A 14,628-nucleotide genomic window follows, 5' to 3' on the forward strand; every position below is an offset into this window, starting at 1 on the left:
GTAGCACCGGATGGAATCAGAACAGAGAGATAGACATGCGCGTCACCCGCCGACTGTTTTTTGCCTTATCGCTGCCAGAAAAAATCCAGCAGGACATTATCCGCTGGCGCGCTGAACATTTCCTGGCTGAAGCCGGCCGTCCGGTAGCCGCCGCTAACCTTCATCTGACATTGGCCTTCCTGGGGGAAGTGAGCGAACAAAAAGAACAGGTGTTGCGCACACTGGCGGGGCGGATCAGCCAGCCGGCATTTACGGTAAACCTGAACGACGCCGGACAGTGGCCTCGTCCCGGCGTGGTCTGGATAGGATGCCGGCAGGCACCGCGAGGATTGTTGCAGTTGGCCGAGTTGTTACGGTCGCAGGCTGCCCGTAATGGCTGTTATCAGACATCCCAGCCCTTCCATCCTCATATCACCCTGTTACGCGGAGCGACCAGACCGGTCGCCTTACCGCCTGCAGATTTCAGCTGGTCGATAAAAATGGATCATTTCTCGCTTTACCAGTCTCTGTTTGAAAATGGCAGAACCCGCTATCAAACATTGGCAAGCTGGCCACTGGTCAAGCCTCTCTCACGATAGGATACACATGCAATTTACTCCTCGCCTACAGCCGGCCAGGCTGATTAAACGCTACAAACGCTTTCTTGCCGACGTCATCACCCCGCAGGGCGAAATGCTTACGCTGCACTGCGCCAATACGGGAGCGATGACGGGTTGCGCTACGCCGGGAGACACCGTCTGGTATTCCACATCCGATAATCCGAAACGGAAATATCCCCACAGTTGGGAACTGACGGAAACACAACAAAATGAATGGATTTGTGTCAACACGCTGCGCGCCAACACGTTATTGCACGAAGCCTTGTCGACAAACCGGATAGCGGAGCTGGCCGGCTACACGACGGTCAAGACCGAAGTGAAATATGGCACGGAAAACAGCCGTATCGATCTGCTCTTGCAGGCGGCAGACCAGATTAACTGCTATATTGAGGTAAAGTCTGTCACATTATTGCAACATGGATGTGGTTATTTTCCCGATGCGGTTACCCTCCGGGGTCAGAAGCATCTGCGTGAATTGCAACAGGTCGTAACCCATGGTGAGCGGGCCGTTCTGTTCTTCGCCGTACTGCACTCAGGGATAGCGCAGGTTTCTCCCGCTCGGCATATTGATCCACGCTATGCCGAATTATTCACGGAGGCACAACGGAAAGGGGTTGAAATTTTATGTTATGCCTCCACATTATCCCCTGATGGCATCAGGCTTACGCATAAGTTGCCTTTATATACCCAATAGCGTTATGACGGGCATTCACGCCGTCTCCCGGGTGAGTGACAAATCGGCCAGGAGCAGATTTGAACGCGGCTGGCAGCGGTCCCGGATGGACCGGGTAAAGCCGCCAACCCACCTGCAACCAGCAAGATGAAGGGTATAGGAGATAAATAAAGTGAGCATCGCTATAACACGCTAACACGTTGTTTATCATCTGATGATAATCCGTTGTTCCTCACACTTTATCAGGCCGGTGTCAGGAACCATTGCCAACCTAATCTCCATCTGCTATTTATAGCGGCCTGTTTTTCCCCCTTAGGGGATCGATATACCCAAAGTGATTGAAGTTACGGTCGGGCAGCAAGCGGAGGGACGCCGGATAGCTTATCAAGATAAGTCATTTGGATAAGTGAAAGAAGCCGACCTTTATTGTGACCGACAACGCGGTAACTTCAAATAAGCAGGGTATAGTGCGTGTCGTGTTATGTAGGAGAAGCAACATGCAAGAAGGGCAAAACCGTAAGACATCTTCTCTGAGCATTCTCGCAATTGCCGGAGTAGAGCCGTACCAGGAGAAGCCGGGCGAAGAGTATATGAACGACGCTCAGCTGGCTCATTTCAAGCGTATTCTTGAAGCATGGCGCAACCAACTCAGGGACGAAGTGGATCGTACTGTATCGCATATGCGTGATGAAGCAGCTAATTTTCCCGATCCCGTGGATCGTGCCGCTCAGGAAGAAGAATTCAGCCTTGAACTGCGCAACCGCGACCGTGAACGTAAGCTGATCAAGAAGATCGCAAAAACATTGCAAAAAATCGAAGATGAAGACTTTGGTTTCTGTGAATCCTGTGGCGTAGAGATCGGCATCCGCCGTCTGGAAGCGCGCCCAACCGCTGATTTGTGTATTGACTGCAAGACACTGGCAGAAATACGCGAAAAGCAAATGGCGGGTTAACTATCCATTCAAAAGCCTGCCCTGCGAGCGTGGATACGTACGCAGGGACAGGCTTTATGGCATAGGCTTTCCAACCCCATGATTGTGGCGATCAAATAGGTTTTGATCGGTGTGGTTTCTTTACTCTGCGCTTTTCAGTACCACTCAACGTGTTAGCATTCGTATACCCGACCCGGTGTACACATTTATGGCTGGTATGTCTGAAACAAACCATTATATTGGGCGTTTTGCCCCCTCTCCTTCCGGCGATCTGCATTTCGGCTCACTGATAGCTGCGCTGGGCAGTTACCTTCAGGCTCGGGCCCGATGCGGACGTTGGCTGGTGCGCATTGAAGATATCGATCCTCCCCGTGAAATTCCCGGCGCCTCATCCCGCATTCTCTCTCAACTGGAACATTACGGCCTGCATTGGGATGGCGAGGTCGTCTATCAATCACAGCGGCATGCTCTCTACCTCGAAGCACTGCGTCAACTTCAACAACGCGGATTAAGCTACTACTGCACCTGTACTCGCAGCCGTATCCGGCAACTGGGTGGTCAATATGACGGCCATTGCCGCGATCTGGGTCTCCCTGCGCATCAGGCCGCCGTCCGCTTACGGCAGACAACCCCCGTTTTCCACTTTCATGACCGCCTGCGCGGCGATATCCATGCCGATCGCGCACTGGCTGAAGAAGATTTCATCATTCATCGTCGGGACGGGCTGTTTGCCTATAATCTGGCCGTCGTCGTAGACGATCATGAACAGGGGATCACGGAGATCGTGCGCGGCGCCGATCTGATTGAACCAACCGTACGACAAATCGCGCTCTATCGTCAGTTAGGGTATCAGGAGCCGGATTACGTTCATCTGCCACTGGTGCTGAATGTCGCGGGACAGAAACTCTCCAAACAAAATCATGCCCCTGCGCTGCCGGATAGCGATCCGCGACCGATTCTGGCCGCCGCGTTGCAATTCCTGCATCAGCCGTTACCGGAAAGCTGGCAGGATTTGACGCTCCCGGCGCTGCTTGAGTGGTCTGTCGCACAGTGGTCGCTTGATAAAATCCCCGTGAAAGCAGCAATAAATCTGTCAGAGATCACATGATCATTCTCAAAGAGAGTCTGGTGAGCTATGATTAGCCGCTATTTTTCGTGGCGTACCTTTATTTATCCATCACTATCGAGGTGTATTATCTTTACCCGAGTCGCTAATTTTTGCCGTAAAGTACTGAATCGTGAGAACGAAACGGTCGAACCCGAGGAGCCGCGTCGGTATCTGACGGTGATCCCGCGTGACCAGCATAATATTTCACGCAGTGACATCAGCGATAACGCGCTGAAGGTACTTTATCGCCTGAACAAAGCGGGCTACGAGGCTTATCTGGTCGGAGGCGGCGTTCGTGATCTGCTGCTGGGCAAAAAGCCTAAAGATTTTGATATCACCACCAGCGCGACGCCAGAACAGGTTCGTAAGCTATTCCGCAACTGTCGTTTGGTCGGCCGCCGTTTCCGTCTGGCTCACGTGATGTTTGGCGCAGAGGTGATTGAAGTCGCGACATTCCGCGGCCATCACGACCAGCATCAGGAACAGCAGGAAATCAAGAATTCCGCCCAGCAAGCCCAGAGCGGCATGCTACTGCGCGACAATATTTTTGGCTCGATTGAAGAAGACGCTCAGCGTCGTGATTTTTCCATCAACAGCCTGTATTACAGCATTGCCGATTTCACCGTCCGTGACTATACCAATGGGTTGAATGACCTGCGTCAGGGTATCATTCGCATGATTGGCGATCCGGAAACCCGCTACCGTGAAGATCCCGTGCGGATGCTGCGCGCCGTGCGTTTTGCCGCCAAACTGGGGATGACCATCAGCCCTGAAACCGCACAACCGATCCCCCGGCTGGCGGCCTTGCTGCACGATATACCGGCAGCCCGTATGTTTGAAGAGTCGCTGAAACTGCTGCAAACCGGTTACGGCTACCCCACTTACAAAATGCTGTGCGAATATCAGTTATTCCAGCCGCTGTTCCCGCTGATTAGCCGTCACTTTACCGAAGCCGGTGACACGACGCTGGAACGTATGGTCGAGCAGGTTCTGAAAAATACCGACCAACGTCTGCAAAACAGTATGCGCGTTAACCCGGCGTTCCTGTTCGCCGCCATGCTGTGGTATCCGCTGATCGAGCATGCGCAAAAGCTGGCGCAGGAAAGCGGTCTGGCGTATTTCGATGCCTTTTCGCTGGCAATGAACGATGTGCTGGACGAACAATGCCGTTCACTGGCTATTCCTAAACGTATTACGTCTTTAGTACGGGATATCTGGCAACTGCAACTGCGTTTGTCGCGCCGCCAGGGAAAACGTGCGTATAAGCTGATGGAACATCCGAAATTCCGCGCCGCCTATGATCTGCTTTGCCTGCGTGCTGAAATAGAAAACCATCAGGAACTACTGCGTCTGGCCGCATGGTGGGGCGAGTTTCAGGTTGCCGCACCGCCGCAACAGCAAAATATGCTGAAATCACTGGATGATGGCCCAACCGCTCACCGTCGCTCACGGCCCCGTCGTCCACGCAAACCGACGGCTCACAGAGAAAATACCTGATGACCTGCGTTTATCTGGCGCTGGGCAGCAATCTGGCACAACCGTTACGGCAAGTGCGGACCGCGCTAGCGGCGCTGGATAATGTCCCACTCACCCGGGTAGTCAATCGCTCTTCGTTTTACCGTAGCCGCCCGCTCGGCCCGCAAAACCAGCCGGATTACCTCAACGCGGTCGTCGCACTGGAAACCGGTCTGAACGCTGAACGGTTGCTTGACCATACGCAGAAGATTGAGCTTGAGCAGGGGCGTGAGCGCAAGGAACATCGTTGGGGACCGCGCACCTTGGATCTGGATATTTTGCTGTTCGGCGACGCCGTGATTCATACGGCGCGCCTGACGGTTCCGCATTACGATATGAAAAATCGCGAGTTCATGTTGTATCCGCTCGCAGAGATCGCGCCGGATCTGGTTTTCCCCGATGGCGAGCCGCTTTCTCAGCGTCTTGCCCATGTCGATCGCAACGGCTTGACGCTGTGGGATAACGATAACCACGATTGAACCGTGCCAACTCAGCCCACCATGTCCCACCGCACGTTTTCCCCGATTTACAACAGCAACTTGTAAGATAAGGGTATATCCCTGCACGCCAGCTTCCATTAGAATGATCGCCTTTCATTCTTCGCCCTATTGACATAGGAAGACTGTCATGAAACCGACGACCATCTCCCACTTGCGCCAATGGAAACAAGAAAAGCGGAAATTTGCTTCGATTACCGCTTACGACGCCAGCTTCTCTCGCCTGTTCTATGAACAGGGAATCAAAGTGATGCTGATTGGCGATTCCCTGGGTATGACATTACAGGGACATGACTCAACGCTGCCCGTCACCATCAATGACATTGTTTACCACACACGCTGCGTTCGTCGCGGCGCGCCCTTTGCACTGCTGCTCTCCGATATGCCGTTCATGAGTTACGCCACACCCGAGCAAACCTTTAGCCAGGCCGCAGAGCTGATGCGCGCTGGCGCCAATATGGTCAAACTGGAGGGCGGAAGCTGGCTGGCGCCCACGGTGAAAATGCTGACCGAACGTGCCGTTCCCGTTTGCGGGCACCTGGGTTTGACGCCGCAATCCGTTAATATCTTCGGCGGTTACAAAATTCAGGGTCGGGACGAGGCGGCCGCCAACCAGTTGCTTGAGGATGCGCTCGCGCTGGAACAGGCCGGCGCCCAACTACTGGTTCTGGAATGCGTACCGGTTGTTCTGGCGCAACGCATCACTGATGCCCTTTCTATTCCGGTTATCGGTATCGGAGCCGGCAACGTTACCGACGGACAAATTCTGGTGATGCATGACGCCCTGGGTATTACCGGGGAGAAAACCCCTAAGTTCGCCAAAAATTTTCTGGCGCAAAGCGGCGATATTCGCGCCGCCGCCCGCCTCTATGTACAAGAAGTTGAACAAGGTATTTATCCAGCCGAAGAACATTCTTTCCATTAATGCAGGCTGTGTTTGTTAAGTTAAGGAGTATTAGGCGTGTTGATTATTGAAACCCCTCTGCTGCTACGCCGCGAAATTCGTCGCTGGCGTCAAGAGGGGAAGCGTATTGCGCTGGTGCCCACCATGGGGAATTTGCACGACGGGCATCTGACATTGGTAGATGAGGCCAGAGCGCGGGCCGATATTGTCATCGTCAGCGTTTTTGTCAATCCCATGCAGTTTGAACGACAGGATGATCTGGCGCATTATCCCCGGACATTGCAGGAAGATTGCGAGAAACTGAATCGTAAAGGTGTGGATCTGGTTTTCGCACCCAGCCCGGATGTGATCTATCCAAACGGATTGGAAGGGCAGACGTTTGTCGAAGTGCCCGGTCTGTCCCATATGTTGGAAGGCGCCAGCCGCCCCGGACATTTCCGCGGTGTTGCCACCATTGTCAGCAAACTGTTCAATATGGTGCAACCGGATCTGGCCTGCTTCGGCGAAAAGGATTATCAGCAGTTAGCCTTGATCCGTCAGCTTGTCAGCGATATGGGCTATGACATCAGCATTGTCGGCGTGCCTATTGTACGAGCGAAAGACGGTCTGGCCTTAAGCTCGCGTAACGGCTATCTCAGCCCGGAAGAGCGCCGGCTCGCTCCCCAGCTAAATAAGGTGATGGCTGGCGTGGTTGAGCAGTTGGCCAGCGGGGAGCGCCAGATTGATGATTTACTGACTCAGGCTGGAGAAAAACTTCGGCAGGCCGGCTTCACACCTGATGAACTGTTTATTCGTGACGCCGACACCTTACAACCACTGACAGCAGCCAGCACTCGTGCGGTTGTTCTCATGGCCGCCTGGTTAGGCAAAGCGCGATTGATTGATAACCAGCAGGTCGATTTGACTGCATGAACAGAGGTAACAAAGCGATGATACGTACCATGCTGCAAGGCAAACTGCATCGGGTAAAAGTCACCCAGGCAGATCTGCACTATGAAGGTTCTTGCGCCATCGATCGGGATTTTATGGATGCCGCCGGCATTCTGGAATATGAAGCGATTGATATTTACAACGTGGATAATGGTCAGCGTTTCTCGACCTATGCCATTCCCGGCGAAAGAGGCTCGCGGATTATTTCTGTGAACGGCGCGGCGGCACGCTGTGCCTGCGTGGGTGACAAACTGATCATCTGTTCTTACGTGCAGATGTCCGACGAGCAGGCAAGAGAGCACCATCCCAAAGTCGCCTATTTCTCTGGTGATAACGAATTGCAGCGTCAGGCCAAAGCCATTCCGGTTCAGGTTGCCTGAACGTGAAAAAGGCGGTGGACACACCGCCTTTTCGTTTATGCGTCGATCACGTCCGCAGCCCGCGGCCACGTTCGATCAACCACCACGCCAAAAGATAAAACGCGACGATAAAGCCAACCAGCACCGCCATGGTAAAGATCAGCGGAACATCATGAGTCCCGAGAAAGCCATAGCGGAACCCGCTGATCATATACACCACCGGATTAAGCTTTGACACGGCCTGCCAAAACGGCGGTAGCAGCGTCAGGGAATAAAATACCCCCCCAAGATAGGTCAACGGCGTCAGCACAAAGGTTGGAACCAGACTGATGTCATCAAAGGTCTTGGCAAATACCGCATTCAGCAGCCCCGCCAATGAGAACAGCACCGCCGTCAGCAATAGCGTCAAGACGATAATCCACCAGGCATGAACCTGAAGCGGTACAAAAAACAGAGATACCACGGTCACCAGTATGCCGACACACACCCCGCGAGCCACGCCACCGCCGACATAACCAACGATGACCACATGGGTCGGCACCGGCGCCACCAGCAGCTCTTCGATGTTGCGCTGAAACTTCGCACTAAAAAATGACGACGCCACATTGGCGTAAGAATTGGTGATCACCGACATCATGATCAGACCGGGTACGATGAACTGCATATAGTCAAAACCATGCATCTCACCAATACGGGAGCCAATCAGGTTACCAAAAATAATAAAATACAGCGTCATGGTGATAACCGGCGGCAATAGCGTTTGTACCCAGATGCGGCCAAAACGATTGATTTCTTTCATCCAGATACTCTGCAAGGCCACCCAATACAACTGCATCATGCTTTTTCTCCATTACCATTAACCAGGGTGACAAACAGCTCTTCCAGTCGGTTCGCCTTGTTACGCATACTCAGTACCTGTATCCCCTGCGCGCTTAACTGGCTGAACACGCCATTCAGTCCCTGCTCGCGCATCACATCCACTTCAAGCGTCGAGGTGTCCAATAAACGGAACGGATAGCCCTCAAGCTGAGGTAACGGACTTTTAGCGGCCAGATCGAAAATAAACGTTTCCGATTTCAGTTTGGAGAGCAGATGACGCATCGATGTGTTTTCCACCAGTTCACCATGCTGGATAATGCCGATATTGCGGCACAGCATCTCAGCCTCTTCCAGATAATGGGTGGTCAGAATGATCGTTGTCCCCTGCGCGTTGAGCTCTTTCAGAAAGCCCCACATGGAACGTCGCAGCTCAATATCCACGCCGGCGGTGGGCTCGTCAAGAATCAGCAGTTTGGGTTCATGCATCAGCGCACGGGCAATCATCAGACGGCGTTTCATCCCGCCCGAGAGCATGCGGGACTTTTCATTACGCTTCTCCCATAAGTCCAATTGTCTGAGGTATTTTTCCGCTCTCAGCAACGCTTCGCTGCGTTTTACGCCGTAATATCCCGCCTGGCTAACCACGATCTGCAATACCGTTTCAAACTGGTTAAAGTTAAACTCCTGGGGAACCAACCCCAGTTGACGCTTGGCGTTAACAACATCCCGATCCAGGTCATAACCAAAAACCTGTACCTTTCCGGCGGTCTTATTGACTAATGAACTGATGATCCCGATGGTCGTCGATTTTCCTGCGCCATTAGGCCCCAATAGGGCATAAAAATCGCCCGCTTTAACCTGCAGGTCGATTCCGCGCAATGCTTTGACGCCCCCTGCGTAGGTTTTGGTTAACTGCGCCAGCTCCAGTGCGTATGTCATAAGAAATGGATTGCCTTATTATCAGTGGGTTCTACAGTTCCGATTTTAAAACTATCGTTTTTCAAACGAAGAATGTTGCCTTATATTACCTCCACTGCTCTTGTCTGTTACAGGTCATTTACTTTCATGAAAGAAATTGAAACGCTCATCGCGAATAATCAACGCTGGTCAAAAACGATGGTGGAAGAAGATCCTGGTTATTTTGAACGGCTGGCGCAGGCGCAACGACCTCGTTTCTTGTGGATTGGATGCTCGGATAGTCGCGTACCTGCGGAAAGCTTGACCAGCCTCGCACCGGGAGAACTGTTCGTTCACCGTAACGTCGCCAACCTGGTTATTCACACTGACCTCAATTGCCTGTCTGTTGTGCAATATGCTGTCGAAGTTCTGGAAGTCGAACACATCATTATCTGCGGCCATTACGGCTGTGGTGGTGTGCAGGCGGCGGTTGAAAACCCCGAACTGGGCTTAATCAACAACTGGCTGCTGCACATCCGCGACCTATGGTACAAGCATAGTTCGCTGCTGGGAGAACTGCCTCCCGAACAGCGGCTGAATACGCTGTGCGAGATCAATGTCGTCGAACAGGTTTATAACCTTGGACACTCTACCGTTATGCAGTCAGCCTGGAAACGTGGGCAAAAAATCATGATCCATGGCTGGGTTTACGGTATTCAGGATGGTCGGCTGCGCGATCTGGAAGTCACCGCCACCAACCGGGAGACGCTGGAACAACGCTATCGCCGCGCGATTTCGTCCATGCCCTGATGGATATCAGTCGACGCCCCGCAACGGGCGTCATTTATCCACCCATCTCATTCCTGGGGAACCACTTTGCCAACATAGGGTAAATGGCGATAGTGCTGTGCGTAGTCGATGCCATATCCCACGACGAATTCATCAGGAATAGAGAAGCCAACCCATTCGACTTTCACATCGACTTCCCGGCGTTCCGGCTTATCCAGCAGGGTGCATATCGCCAGCGATTTGGGCTCACGCAGTCGCAGAATTTCACGCACTCGGCTCAACGTATTGCCGGAGTCGATAATATCTTCGACGATCAGCACATCTTTGCCACGAATATCTTCGTCCAGATCCTTGAGGATTTTAACATCGCGGGTAGTATTCATACCGCTGCCATAGCTGGATGCCGTCATAAAATCGACTTCGTGTGAAACATCGATAGCCCGGCACAGATCGGCCATAAAGATAAATGAACCACGCAGTAAGCCAACCAACACCATATCGTTGCCGCTGTTACGGTAGTGTTCGCTGATTTGCCTGCCTAACTCGTTAACTCGGGTCATCACTTCCTGTTCAGAAATCATGACTTCTACGGTATGTTTCATCATACTCATAACTCTTTAAATAAAAGAATCCAGCATCATCGGCAGAGACGAATGCATATGCCCGATGATGCCCCATGCTGACCTGTTGTCAGCGCAGGCAGATTGCGCCTAAGGGCGCGAAGTATACCAGAAACCAACCGTCATCCCCATCCTTCCAGCCAGGCAACGAGTTTAACGCGGCCCAAAAATAATCGTCTCAGCCAGCGATATCTTCCTGAGTTTGCCGCATCGTTTCCCCATCATTGTTAACAAACCATCAGGATTGCGTTATTGCAGAATAAATCTGCGTAAATTGGATTGCGGCCACCCTCAAGAGCGTCTTTATATATAGCCAATCGATTTCGAGATGCAGCGCGGCGGCCGGGTAAATTTTCGTACTGGCTCAAGTTAACCGCCTTTGCAACTGGAAAGACGATGGGCATAGCATATATAGCTGATTAAAGGCGCTTTATGAAAAAACGATACCATGTATTGAGCATCTTCGCTCTTGCGGCAACCTTGTCCATTACCAGCGCCGTCGCTGGTATCACCGCCATTCCTGGCGCGAATGCGCCTCGACCAAACGGACCGTCTGCGTTCGCGCTTCACGGGCGACCAGATATGCCGCCGCCGCTCTATGAAGCATCACTACAAACTCGTCATCCCGATCAGGCATTAAGCAAACTGATCGCTAACGCCCCACAGGGAGCCGACAAAAATTACGAAGTCAGGGTGATGATCCGGGAATTGCCGCCAGAACCGGAACCCACGGCGCCGACAGGCGACAAGTAAGTAATCGGGACACAACATGTCGCGAATAAAGTGAGTGATACACATGAAGGCAGGAGTCCGGCACGCGATGAAAAAGAACCTTGTATTGATGATTTCACTGGCGATCCTATCGCCAGCCAGCGTCCTCGCCGGTCCCGGTCCGGGCCATGGAATGGGCCCCGGCCCTCATGGCGCTCCCTGGCATGACAGACCAGGACCAGGCATTGTTGTTAATCGCCTGCCCTATGGGGTCGAAACCGTTCTGATTGCCGGACTGACTTATTATGTTCTCAACGGTATTTTCTACCAACGACAGAACAATAGCTATGTCGTGGTGGAAACGCCCCCCGCGCCCGCCCATGCCATCACTCAGGGTGAGATGACGGTTTTAGATATTAACGGCGAGCGTTTTTATGTGAAAAATGGGAGCTACTATAAGCGCAATATTAATGGTGAATATCTGGAGGTTCCCAAACCTGCTGGCTTATGAAGCCGGCATCGAAATGGCAGGAAAGAACACGGGCTGATCGGTTTTAATGCTCAGGCGCACCTTCTGACCCGGTTCAAACCAGTTGCTGGTCTGAATGAGGATCACCCGATCTCCCAGACTCACCTTATAGAGATGGGATGTACCGGTAAAAAGGCGGTCCTTGATTTGCGCCGTCCCCTCAGGGTCCAGCGCCAGCGCCACATCCAGTGGACGAACCATCCAGTCGCATTGCGAATCAATCGGCTGATTCAGGGGATGATTTGCATGATGTTCGCCGAACGCACTCTGCCATTGGTGATCGCTCAGGATCCTCACCGGCAGATAATTCGTGTTCCCCAAAAAATCCGCTACAAACCGACTCGCAGGGCGATGATAGAGCTCCGAGGGATAGCCCTGCTGCATAATTTTCCCCTCTTCCAGCAGGATAAGATGATCTGCGCAGGCAAACGCCTCTTCCCGGTTGTGTGTCGCAAAAATGGCCGCAACGTGCCGCTGTTTAAGTATTTGCCGCAGCTCGGTTATCAGATGATAACGGCTCTGGCTATCCAATCCGGGAAAAGGTTCATCCAGCAACAGCAGCCTGGGTTCGCAAGCCAGCGCCCGAGCGATGGACAAACGCTGCTGCTGTTCATTTGACAGTTCATGGGGATAACGAGAGGCTACGTCATCAAGTTTCAATAGTGTCAGCATTTCGCCGCAGATCCGCGCGACTTCGCTGTCGGATTGGCCATATAAACCAAACGCCACATTACCTTCGGCAGTCAAATGAGGAAACAAGGCATAATCCTGAAAAATCATGCCGATCTGACGCTGCTCCGGCGTCAACACCTGCTGAGGGGTGCTGATGGATTGTCCGGCGAGCTTGATTTCGCCGTGTTCTATCGGCAGTAACCCGGCGATAGCCTGCAACAGCGTGGTTTTACCGCTGCCATTCCTGCCCAGCAAACAGATCGTTTCATCAGCCCTAACGGCGAACGTCACATTTTCCAGACTCAATCCTGTGGGCAATCTACAGTTCAATGACTGCACACTCAGAATATCCACCGACGTTACCATTCGATTATCCTTTGATGTTCAAAACCCGGCTCAAGCCAACCACAGGTACAATTCCCACCACGACCAGGACCAATGCCGGCAAAGCCAGTGACGCCACCTGCTCTCCAGAGGTAAACCGGAAAACATAAGTTGCCAGTGTTTCAAAATGAAGCGGACGCAATAGCAAAGACACATTCAGTTCTTTCATACTTTCGGTGAAAATCAGCACCGCACCAACCAGCAGACTGCGGCTTAATAAGGGAATATGCACCCGAGACCAGCGCTCTCCAGCAGAACATTTCAACACCAGACAGGCTCGATCCAGCGATACCGGGATCTTCGCCATACTGTACTCCAGACCATCCAGCATCAAACGACCGAACTTGACGCTGTATGCCAGTATCAAGATAAACAATGATTCTGATAGCAGCCGTTCCGGTACGGATAACGCCATGCTCTCAGCCAGCAATCCAATAGCGTTATCAACCAAAACCAGCGGGATAAACAAACCAACCGCAAGGACAGTACCGGGGATCGCATAGCTCAAACCGACCAGTCTCACCGGAAGCTGATTCGCCGACTGGCCCGCCGTTCGGGTATAAAACACAAACGACAACGCCATAAGCGTAATCAAGGCCGTGGTCAAGACAGATGCCAACAGGCTATTACCGATAGCGTGCAGGAATGCCATATCCCACCCCTGCATAAAATGCATTACCGCCCAAAATGCGAGTCGCAAAAGCGGCACAATGAATGCCAGACAGACCAGCCCCCAACAGTAGAACTGCGCCAGCCCACTACGCCAGCCGCGCAATACTGACGGAGCAAGCGGTTCTGACTGCAAACGCGTTTGATAGACCTGCTGTTTCCGCCGCCAGACGTGCGCCAAAAACATCAGTAAAAAAATAATGGGCAGAATGATAACGGCAATACGCGCTGCCGCGCCCAGATCGCCCTGCTGCTGCCAGATATCCAGCACGGTGGTCGTCAGCGTGGGGATCGCCAGATAAGATGCCACACCGTAGTCGCCGAATGCCTCCACCGCAACCAGCACCGCGCCGGTTACCATTGCCGGTCGGGCGATTGGCAGACATACGCGCCATATCACTTGCGAATGGGAATGCTTAAGCAATCGGGCAGAATGAATCAGACTGGCGGGCTGTTTCACCCATGCATGACGCGCCAGCAAATAAATATAAGGGTACAGAACCAGCGCAAGGATAACGCATGCTCCGCAGAGAGAAGCCACCGAATCGGACGGCCAAATCAGTAAATGCCGCCAAGGTGCAGCGAACATCAGCGCATCAGCATAAAGATAAGCGAGCAAAAAAGCAGGCATCGCCAACGGCAGACAGAGCGCCCAGCGCAGCATACGCTGGCCGGGAAAACGATACATCGCCATCAACCAGGCGGCAGGTAAACCGATAAGCAGGCTGAGCAGCACCGTACCGACCACCAGCACCGCCGAATTGAGCAGATATGCGGGTAATCCGGTTTGCCATATCAGGACAAATCCCCGCCCTTCAGCAAAAAATGCCTGAAAGAAAATCGCCGCTAAAGGAAGCAGCAACAGCCCCGCCAACAACCAACTACTGACGCGCCAGACACCGGAGATCATAAAATAAGAGCTATGTTAAGTTAGTCCACTATTATTAATAACAGAGCCTGATGTCGGCGTCATGGTGTCAATCAACGATAAATAGCCTGTAATCGCACGATTAACTTGAAA

Annotated in this window: 17 protein-coding genes; 12 read left to right on the forward strand and 5 right to left on the reverse strand. The window is 52.6% G+C overall.

The annotated features are described in order from the left end of the window. Positions 1-35 precede the first annotated feature (35 nt). The 9 genes from thpR to panD all read left to right on the forward strand — a co-directional run bounded on the left by thpR (position 36) and on the right by panD (position 7,538). Positions 36-578, forward strand: coding sequence for an RNA 2',3'-cyclic phosphodiesterase (thpR, locus tag DDT52_RS19170; RefSeq protein WP_136157777.1), 543 nt, complete (start codon positions 36-38; stop codon positions 576-578). 7 nt (positions 579-585) lie between these two features. Next, complete coding sequence (sfsA, locus tag DDT52_RS19175) at positions 586-1,293, forward strand: DNA/RNA nuclease SfsA (RefSeq protein ID WP_136157778.1); 708 nt, start codon at positions 586-588, stop codon at positions 1,291-1,293. 476 nt (positions 1,294-1,769) lie between these two features. Beyond that, positions 1,770-2,225 (forward strand): RNA polymerase-binding protein DksA, encoded by a 456-nt coding sequence (gene dksA, locus DDT52_RS19180; protein WP_109055835.1) that lies wholly within the window; start codon positions 1,770-1,772, stop codon positions 2,223-2,225. A gap of 196 nt (positions 2,226-2,421) precedes the next feature. Further along, entirely contained in the window at positions 2,422-3,312 is an 891-nt protein-coding gene (gene gluQRS / locus DDT52_RS19185) for a tRNA glutamyl-Q(34) synthetase GluQRS (protein WP_136157803.1), read from the forward strand. Positions 3,313-3,399: 87 nt separating this feature from the next. Next, positions 3,400-4,809 (forward strand): polynucleotide adenylyltransferase PcnB, encoded by a 1,410-nt coding sequence (gene pcnB, locus DDT52_RS19190; RefSeq protein ID WP_210732746.1) that lies wholly within the window; start codon positions 3,400-3,402, stop codon positions 4,807-4,809. After that, complete coding sequence (folK, locus tag DDT52_RS19195) at positions 4,809-5,306, forward strand: 2-amino-4-hydroxy-6-hydroxymethyldihydropteridine diphosphokinase (protein ID WP_136157780.1); 498 nt, start codon at positions 4,809-4,811, stop codon at positions 5,304-5,306. Before pcnB ends, folK begins: the two co-directional genes overlap by 1 nt. Before the next feature lie 148 nt (positions 5,307-5,454). Beyond that, positions 5,455-6,249, forward strand: a complete 795-nt coding sequence (gene panB / locus DDT52_RS19200) for a 3-methyl-2-oxobutanoate hydroxymethyltransferase (protein ID WP_136157781.1) — start codon at positions 5,455-5,457, stop codon at positions 6,247-6,249. A 36-nt stretch (positions 6,250-6,285) separates the two neighbouring features. After that, on the forward strand, positions 6,286-7,140 hold the full coding sequence (gene panC / locus DDT52_RS19205) for a pantoate--beta-alanine ligase (protein ID WP_136157782.1): 855 nt from the start codon (positions 6,286-6,288) through the stop codon (positions 7,138-7,140). A 17-nt stretch (positions 7,141-7,157) separates the two neighbouring features. Beyond that, positions 7,158-7,538 (forward strand): aspartate 1-decarboxylase, encoded by a 381-nt coding sequence (gene panD, locus DDT52_RS19210; RefSeq protein ID WP_109055840.1) that lies wholly within the window; start codon positions 7,158-7,160, stop codon positions 7,536-7,538. A 46-nt stretch (positions 7,539-7,584) separates the two neighbouring features. Here panD and DDT52_RS19215 read toward each other — a convergent pair whose 3' ends face one another. Both DDT52_RS19215 and DDT52_RS19220 read right to left on the reverse strand, forming a co-directional pair. Continuing rightward, positions 7,585-8,355: an ABC transporter permease gene (locus tag DDT52_RS19215; RefSeq protein ID WP_136157783.1), complete on the reverse strand. Its 771-nt coding sequence runs from the start codon at positions 8,353-8,355 to the stop codon at positions 7,585-7,587. Further along, positions 8,352-9,275: an ABC transporter ATP-binding protein gene (locus tag DDT52_RS19220; RefSeq protein WP_136157784.1), complete on the reverse strand. Its 924-nt coding sequence runs from the start codon at positions 9,273-9,275 to the stop codon at positions 8,352-8,354. Before DDT52_RS19220 ends, DDT52_RS19215 begins: the two co-directional genes overlap by 4 nt. Before the next feature lie 126 nt (positions 9,276-9,401). Here DDT52_RS19220 and can point away from each other — a divergent pair, with 126 nt between their 5' ends. Beyond that, on the forward strand, positions 9,402-10,043 hold the full coding sequence (can, locus tag DDT52_RS19225) for a carbonate dehydratase (protein ID WP_109055843.1): 642 nt from the start codon (positions 9,402-9,404) through the stop codon (positions 10,041-10,043). 47 nt (positions 10,044-10,090) lie between these two features. Here can and hpt read toward each other — a convergent pair whose 3' ends face one another. Further along, complete coding sequence (gene hpt / locus DDT52_RS19230) at positions 10,091-10,633, reverse strand: hypoxanthine phosphoribosyltransferase (RefSeq protein WP_210732745.1); 543 nt, start codon at positions 10,631-10,633, stop codon at positions 10,091-10,093. Between the two features lie 441 nt (positions 10,634-11,074). Here hpt and DDT52_RS19235 point away from each other — a divergent pair, with 441 nt between their 5' ends. Beyond that, positions 11,075-11,395, forward strand: a complete 321-nt coding sequence (locus DDT52_RS19235; RefSeq protein WP_136157785.1) for a hypothetical protein — start codon at positions 11,075-11,077, stop codon at positions 11,393-11,395. A 67-nt stretch (positions 11,396-11,462) separates the two neighbouring features. Beyond that, entirely contained in the window at positions 11,463-11,864 is a 402-nt protein-coding gene (locus DDT52_RS19240; RefSeq protein ID WP_136157786.1) for a DUF6515 family protein, read from the forward strand. On the opposite strand, the gene DDT52_RS19245 is transcribed toward DDT52_RS19240, so the two are convergent. Both DDT52_RS19245 and DDT52_RS19250 read right to left on the reverse strand, forming a co-directional pair. Next, positions 11,859-12,920, reverse strand: a complete 1,062-nt coding sequence (locus DDT52_RS19245) for an ABC transporter ATP-binding protein (RefSeq protein WP_136157787.1) — start codon at positions 12,918-12,920, stop codon at positions 11,859-11,861. The genes DDT52_RS19240 and DDT52_RS19245 overlap by 6 nt on opposite strands. A gap of 4 nt (positions 12,921-12,924) precedes the next feature. Beyond that, the gene (locus DDT52_RS19250) at positions 12,925-14,517 is read right to left on the reverse strand and encodes an ABC transporter permease (RefSeq protein ID WP_136157788.1); all 1,593 of its coding nucleotides are present in this window, start codon (positions 14,515-14,517) and stop codon (positions 12,925-12,927) included. Positions 14,518-14,628: the final 111 nt, after the last annotated feature.

The sequence above is a fragment of the Brenneria roseae subsp. roseae genome, from assembly GCF_003115845.1.
GTDB classification, from domain to species: domain Bacteria; phylum Pseudomonadota; class Gammaproteobacteria; order Enterobacterales; family Enterobacteriaceae; genus Brenneria; species Brenneria roseae.

Excerpts from the sequence above, each read along its gene's own strand:
- thpR (WP_136157777.1), top strand. The coding sequence starts at position 36 with ATGCGCGTCACCCGCCGACTGTTTTTTGCCTTATCGCTGCCAGAAAAA.
- sfsA (WP_136157778.1), top strand. The coding sequence starts at position 586 with ATGCAATTTACTCCTCGCCTACAGCCGGCCAGGCTGATTAAACGCTAC.
- dksA (WP_109055835.1), top strand. The coding sequence starts at position 1,770 with ATGCAAGAAGGGCAAAACCGTAAGACATCTTCTCTGAGCATTCTCGCA.
- gluQRS (WP_136157803.1), top strand. The coding sequence starts at position 2,422 with ATGTCTGAAACAAACCATTATATTGGGCGTTTTGCCCCCTCTCCTTCC.
- folK (WP_136157780.1), top strand. The coding sequence starts at position 4,809 with ATGACCTGCGTTTATCTGGCGCTGGGCAGCAATCTGGCACAACCGTTA.
- panB (WP_136157781.1), top strand. The coding sequence starts at position 5,455 with ATGAAACCGACGACCATCTCCCACTTGCGCCAATGGAAACAAGAAAAG.
- panD (WP_109055840.1), top strand. The coding sequence starts at position 7,158 with ATGATACGTACCATGCTGCAAGGCAAACTGCATCGGGTAAAAGTCACC.
- DDT52_RS19215 (WP_136157783.1), bottom strand. The coding sequence starts at position 8,355 with ATGATGCAGTTGTATTGGGTGGCCTTGCAGAGTATCTGGATGAAAGAA.
- DDT52_RS19220 (WP_136157784.1), bottom strand. The coding sequence starts at position 9,275 with ATGACATACGCACTGGAGCTGGCGCAGTTAACCAAAACCTACGCAGGG.
- can (WP_109055843.1), top strand. The coding sequence starts at position 9,402 with ATGAAAGAAATTGAAACGCTCATCGCGAATAATCAACGCTGGTCAAAA.
- hpt (WP_210732745.1), bottom strand. The coding sequence starts at position 10,633 with ATGAGTATGATGAAACATACCGTAGAAGTCATGATTTCTGAACAGGAA.
- DDT52_RS19235 (WP_136157785.1), top strand. The coding sequence starts at position 11,075 with ATGAAAAAACGATACCATGTATTGAGCATCTTCGCTCTTGCGGCAACC.
- DDT52_RS19240 (WP_136157786.1), top strand. The coding sequence starts at position 11,463 with ATGAAAAAGAACCTTGTATTGATGATTTCACTGGCGATCCTATCGCCA.
- DDT52_RS19245 (WP_136157787.1), bottom strand. The coding sequence starts at position 12,920 with ATGGTAACGTCGGTGGATATTCTGAGTGTGCAGTCATTGAACTGTAGA.
- DDT52_RS19250 (WP_136157788.1), bottom strand. The coding sequence starts at position 14,517 with ATGATCTCCGGTGTCTGGCGCGTCAGTAGTTGGTTGTTGGCGGGGCTG.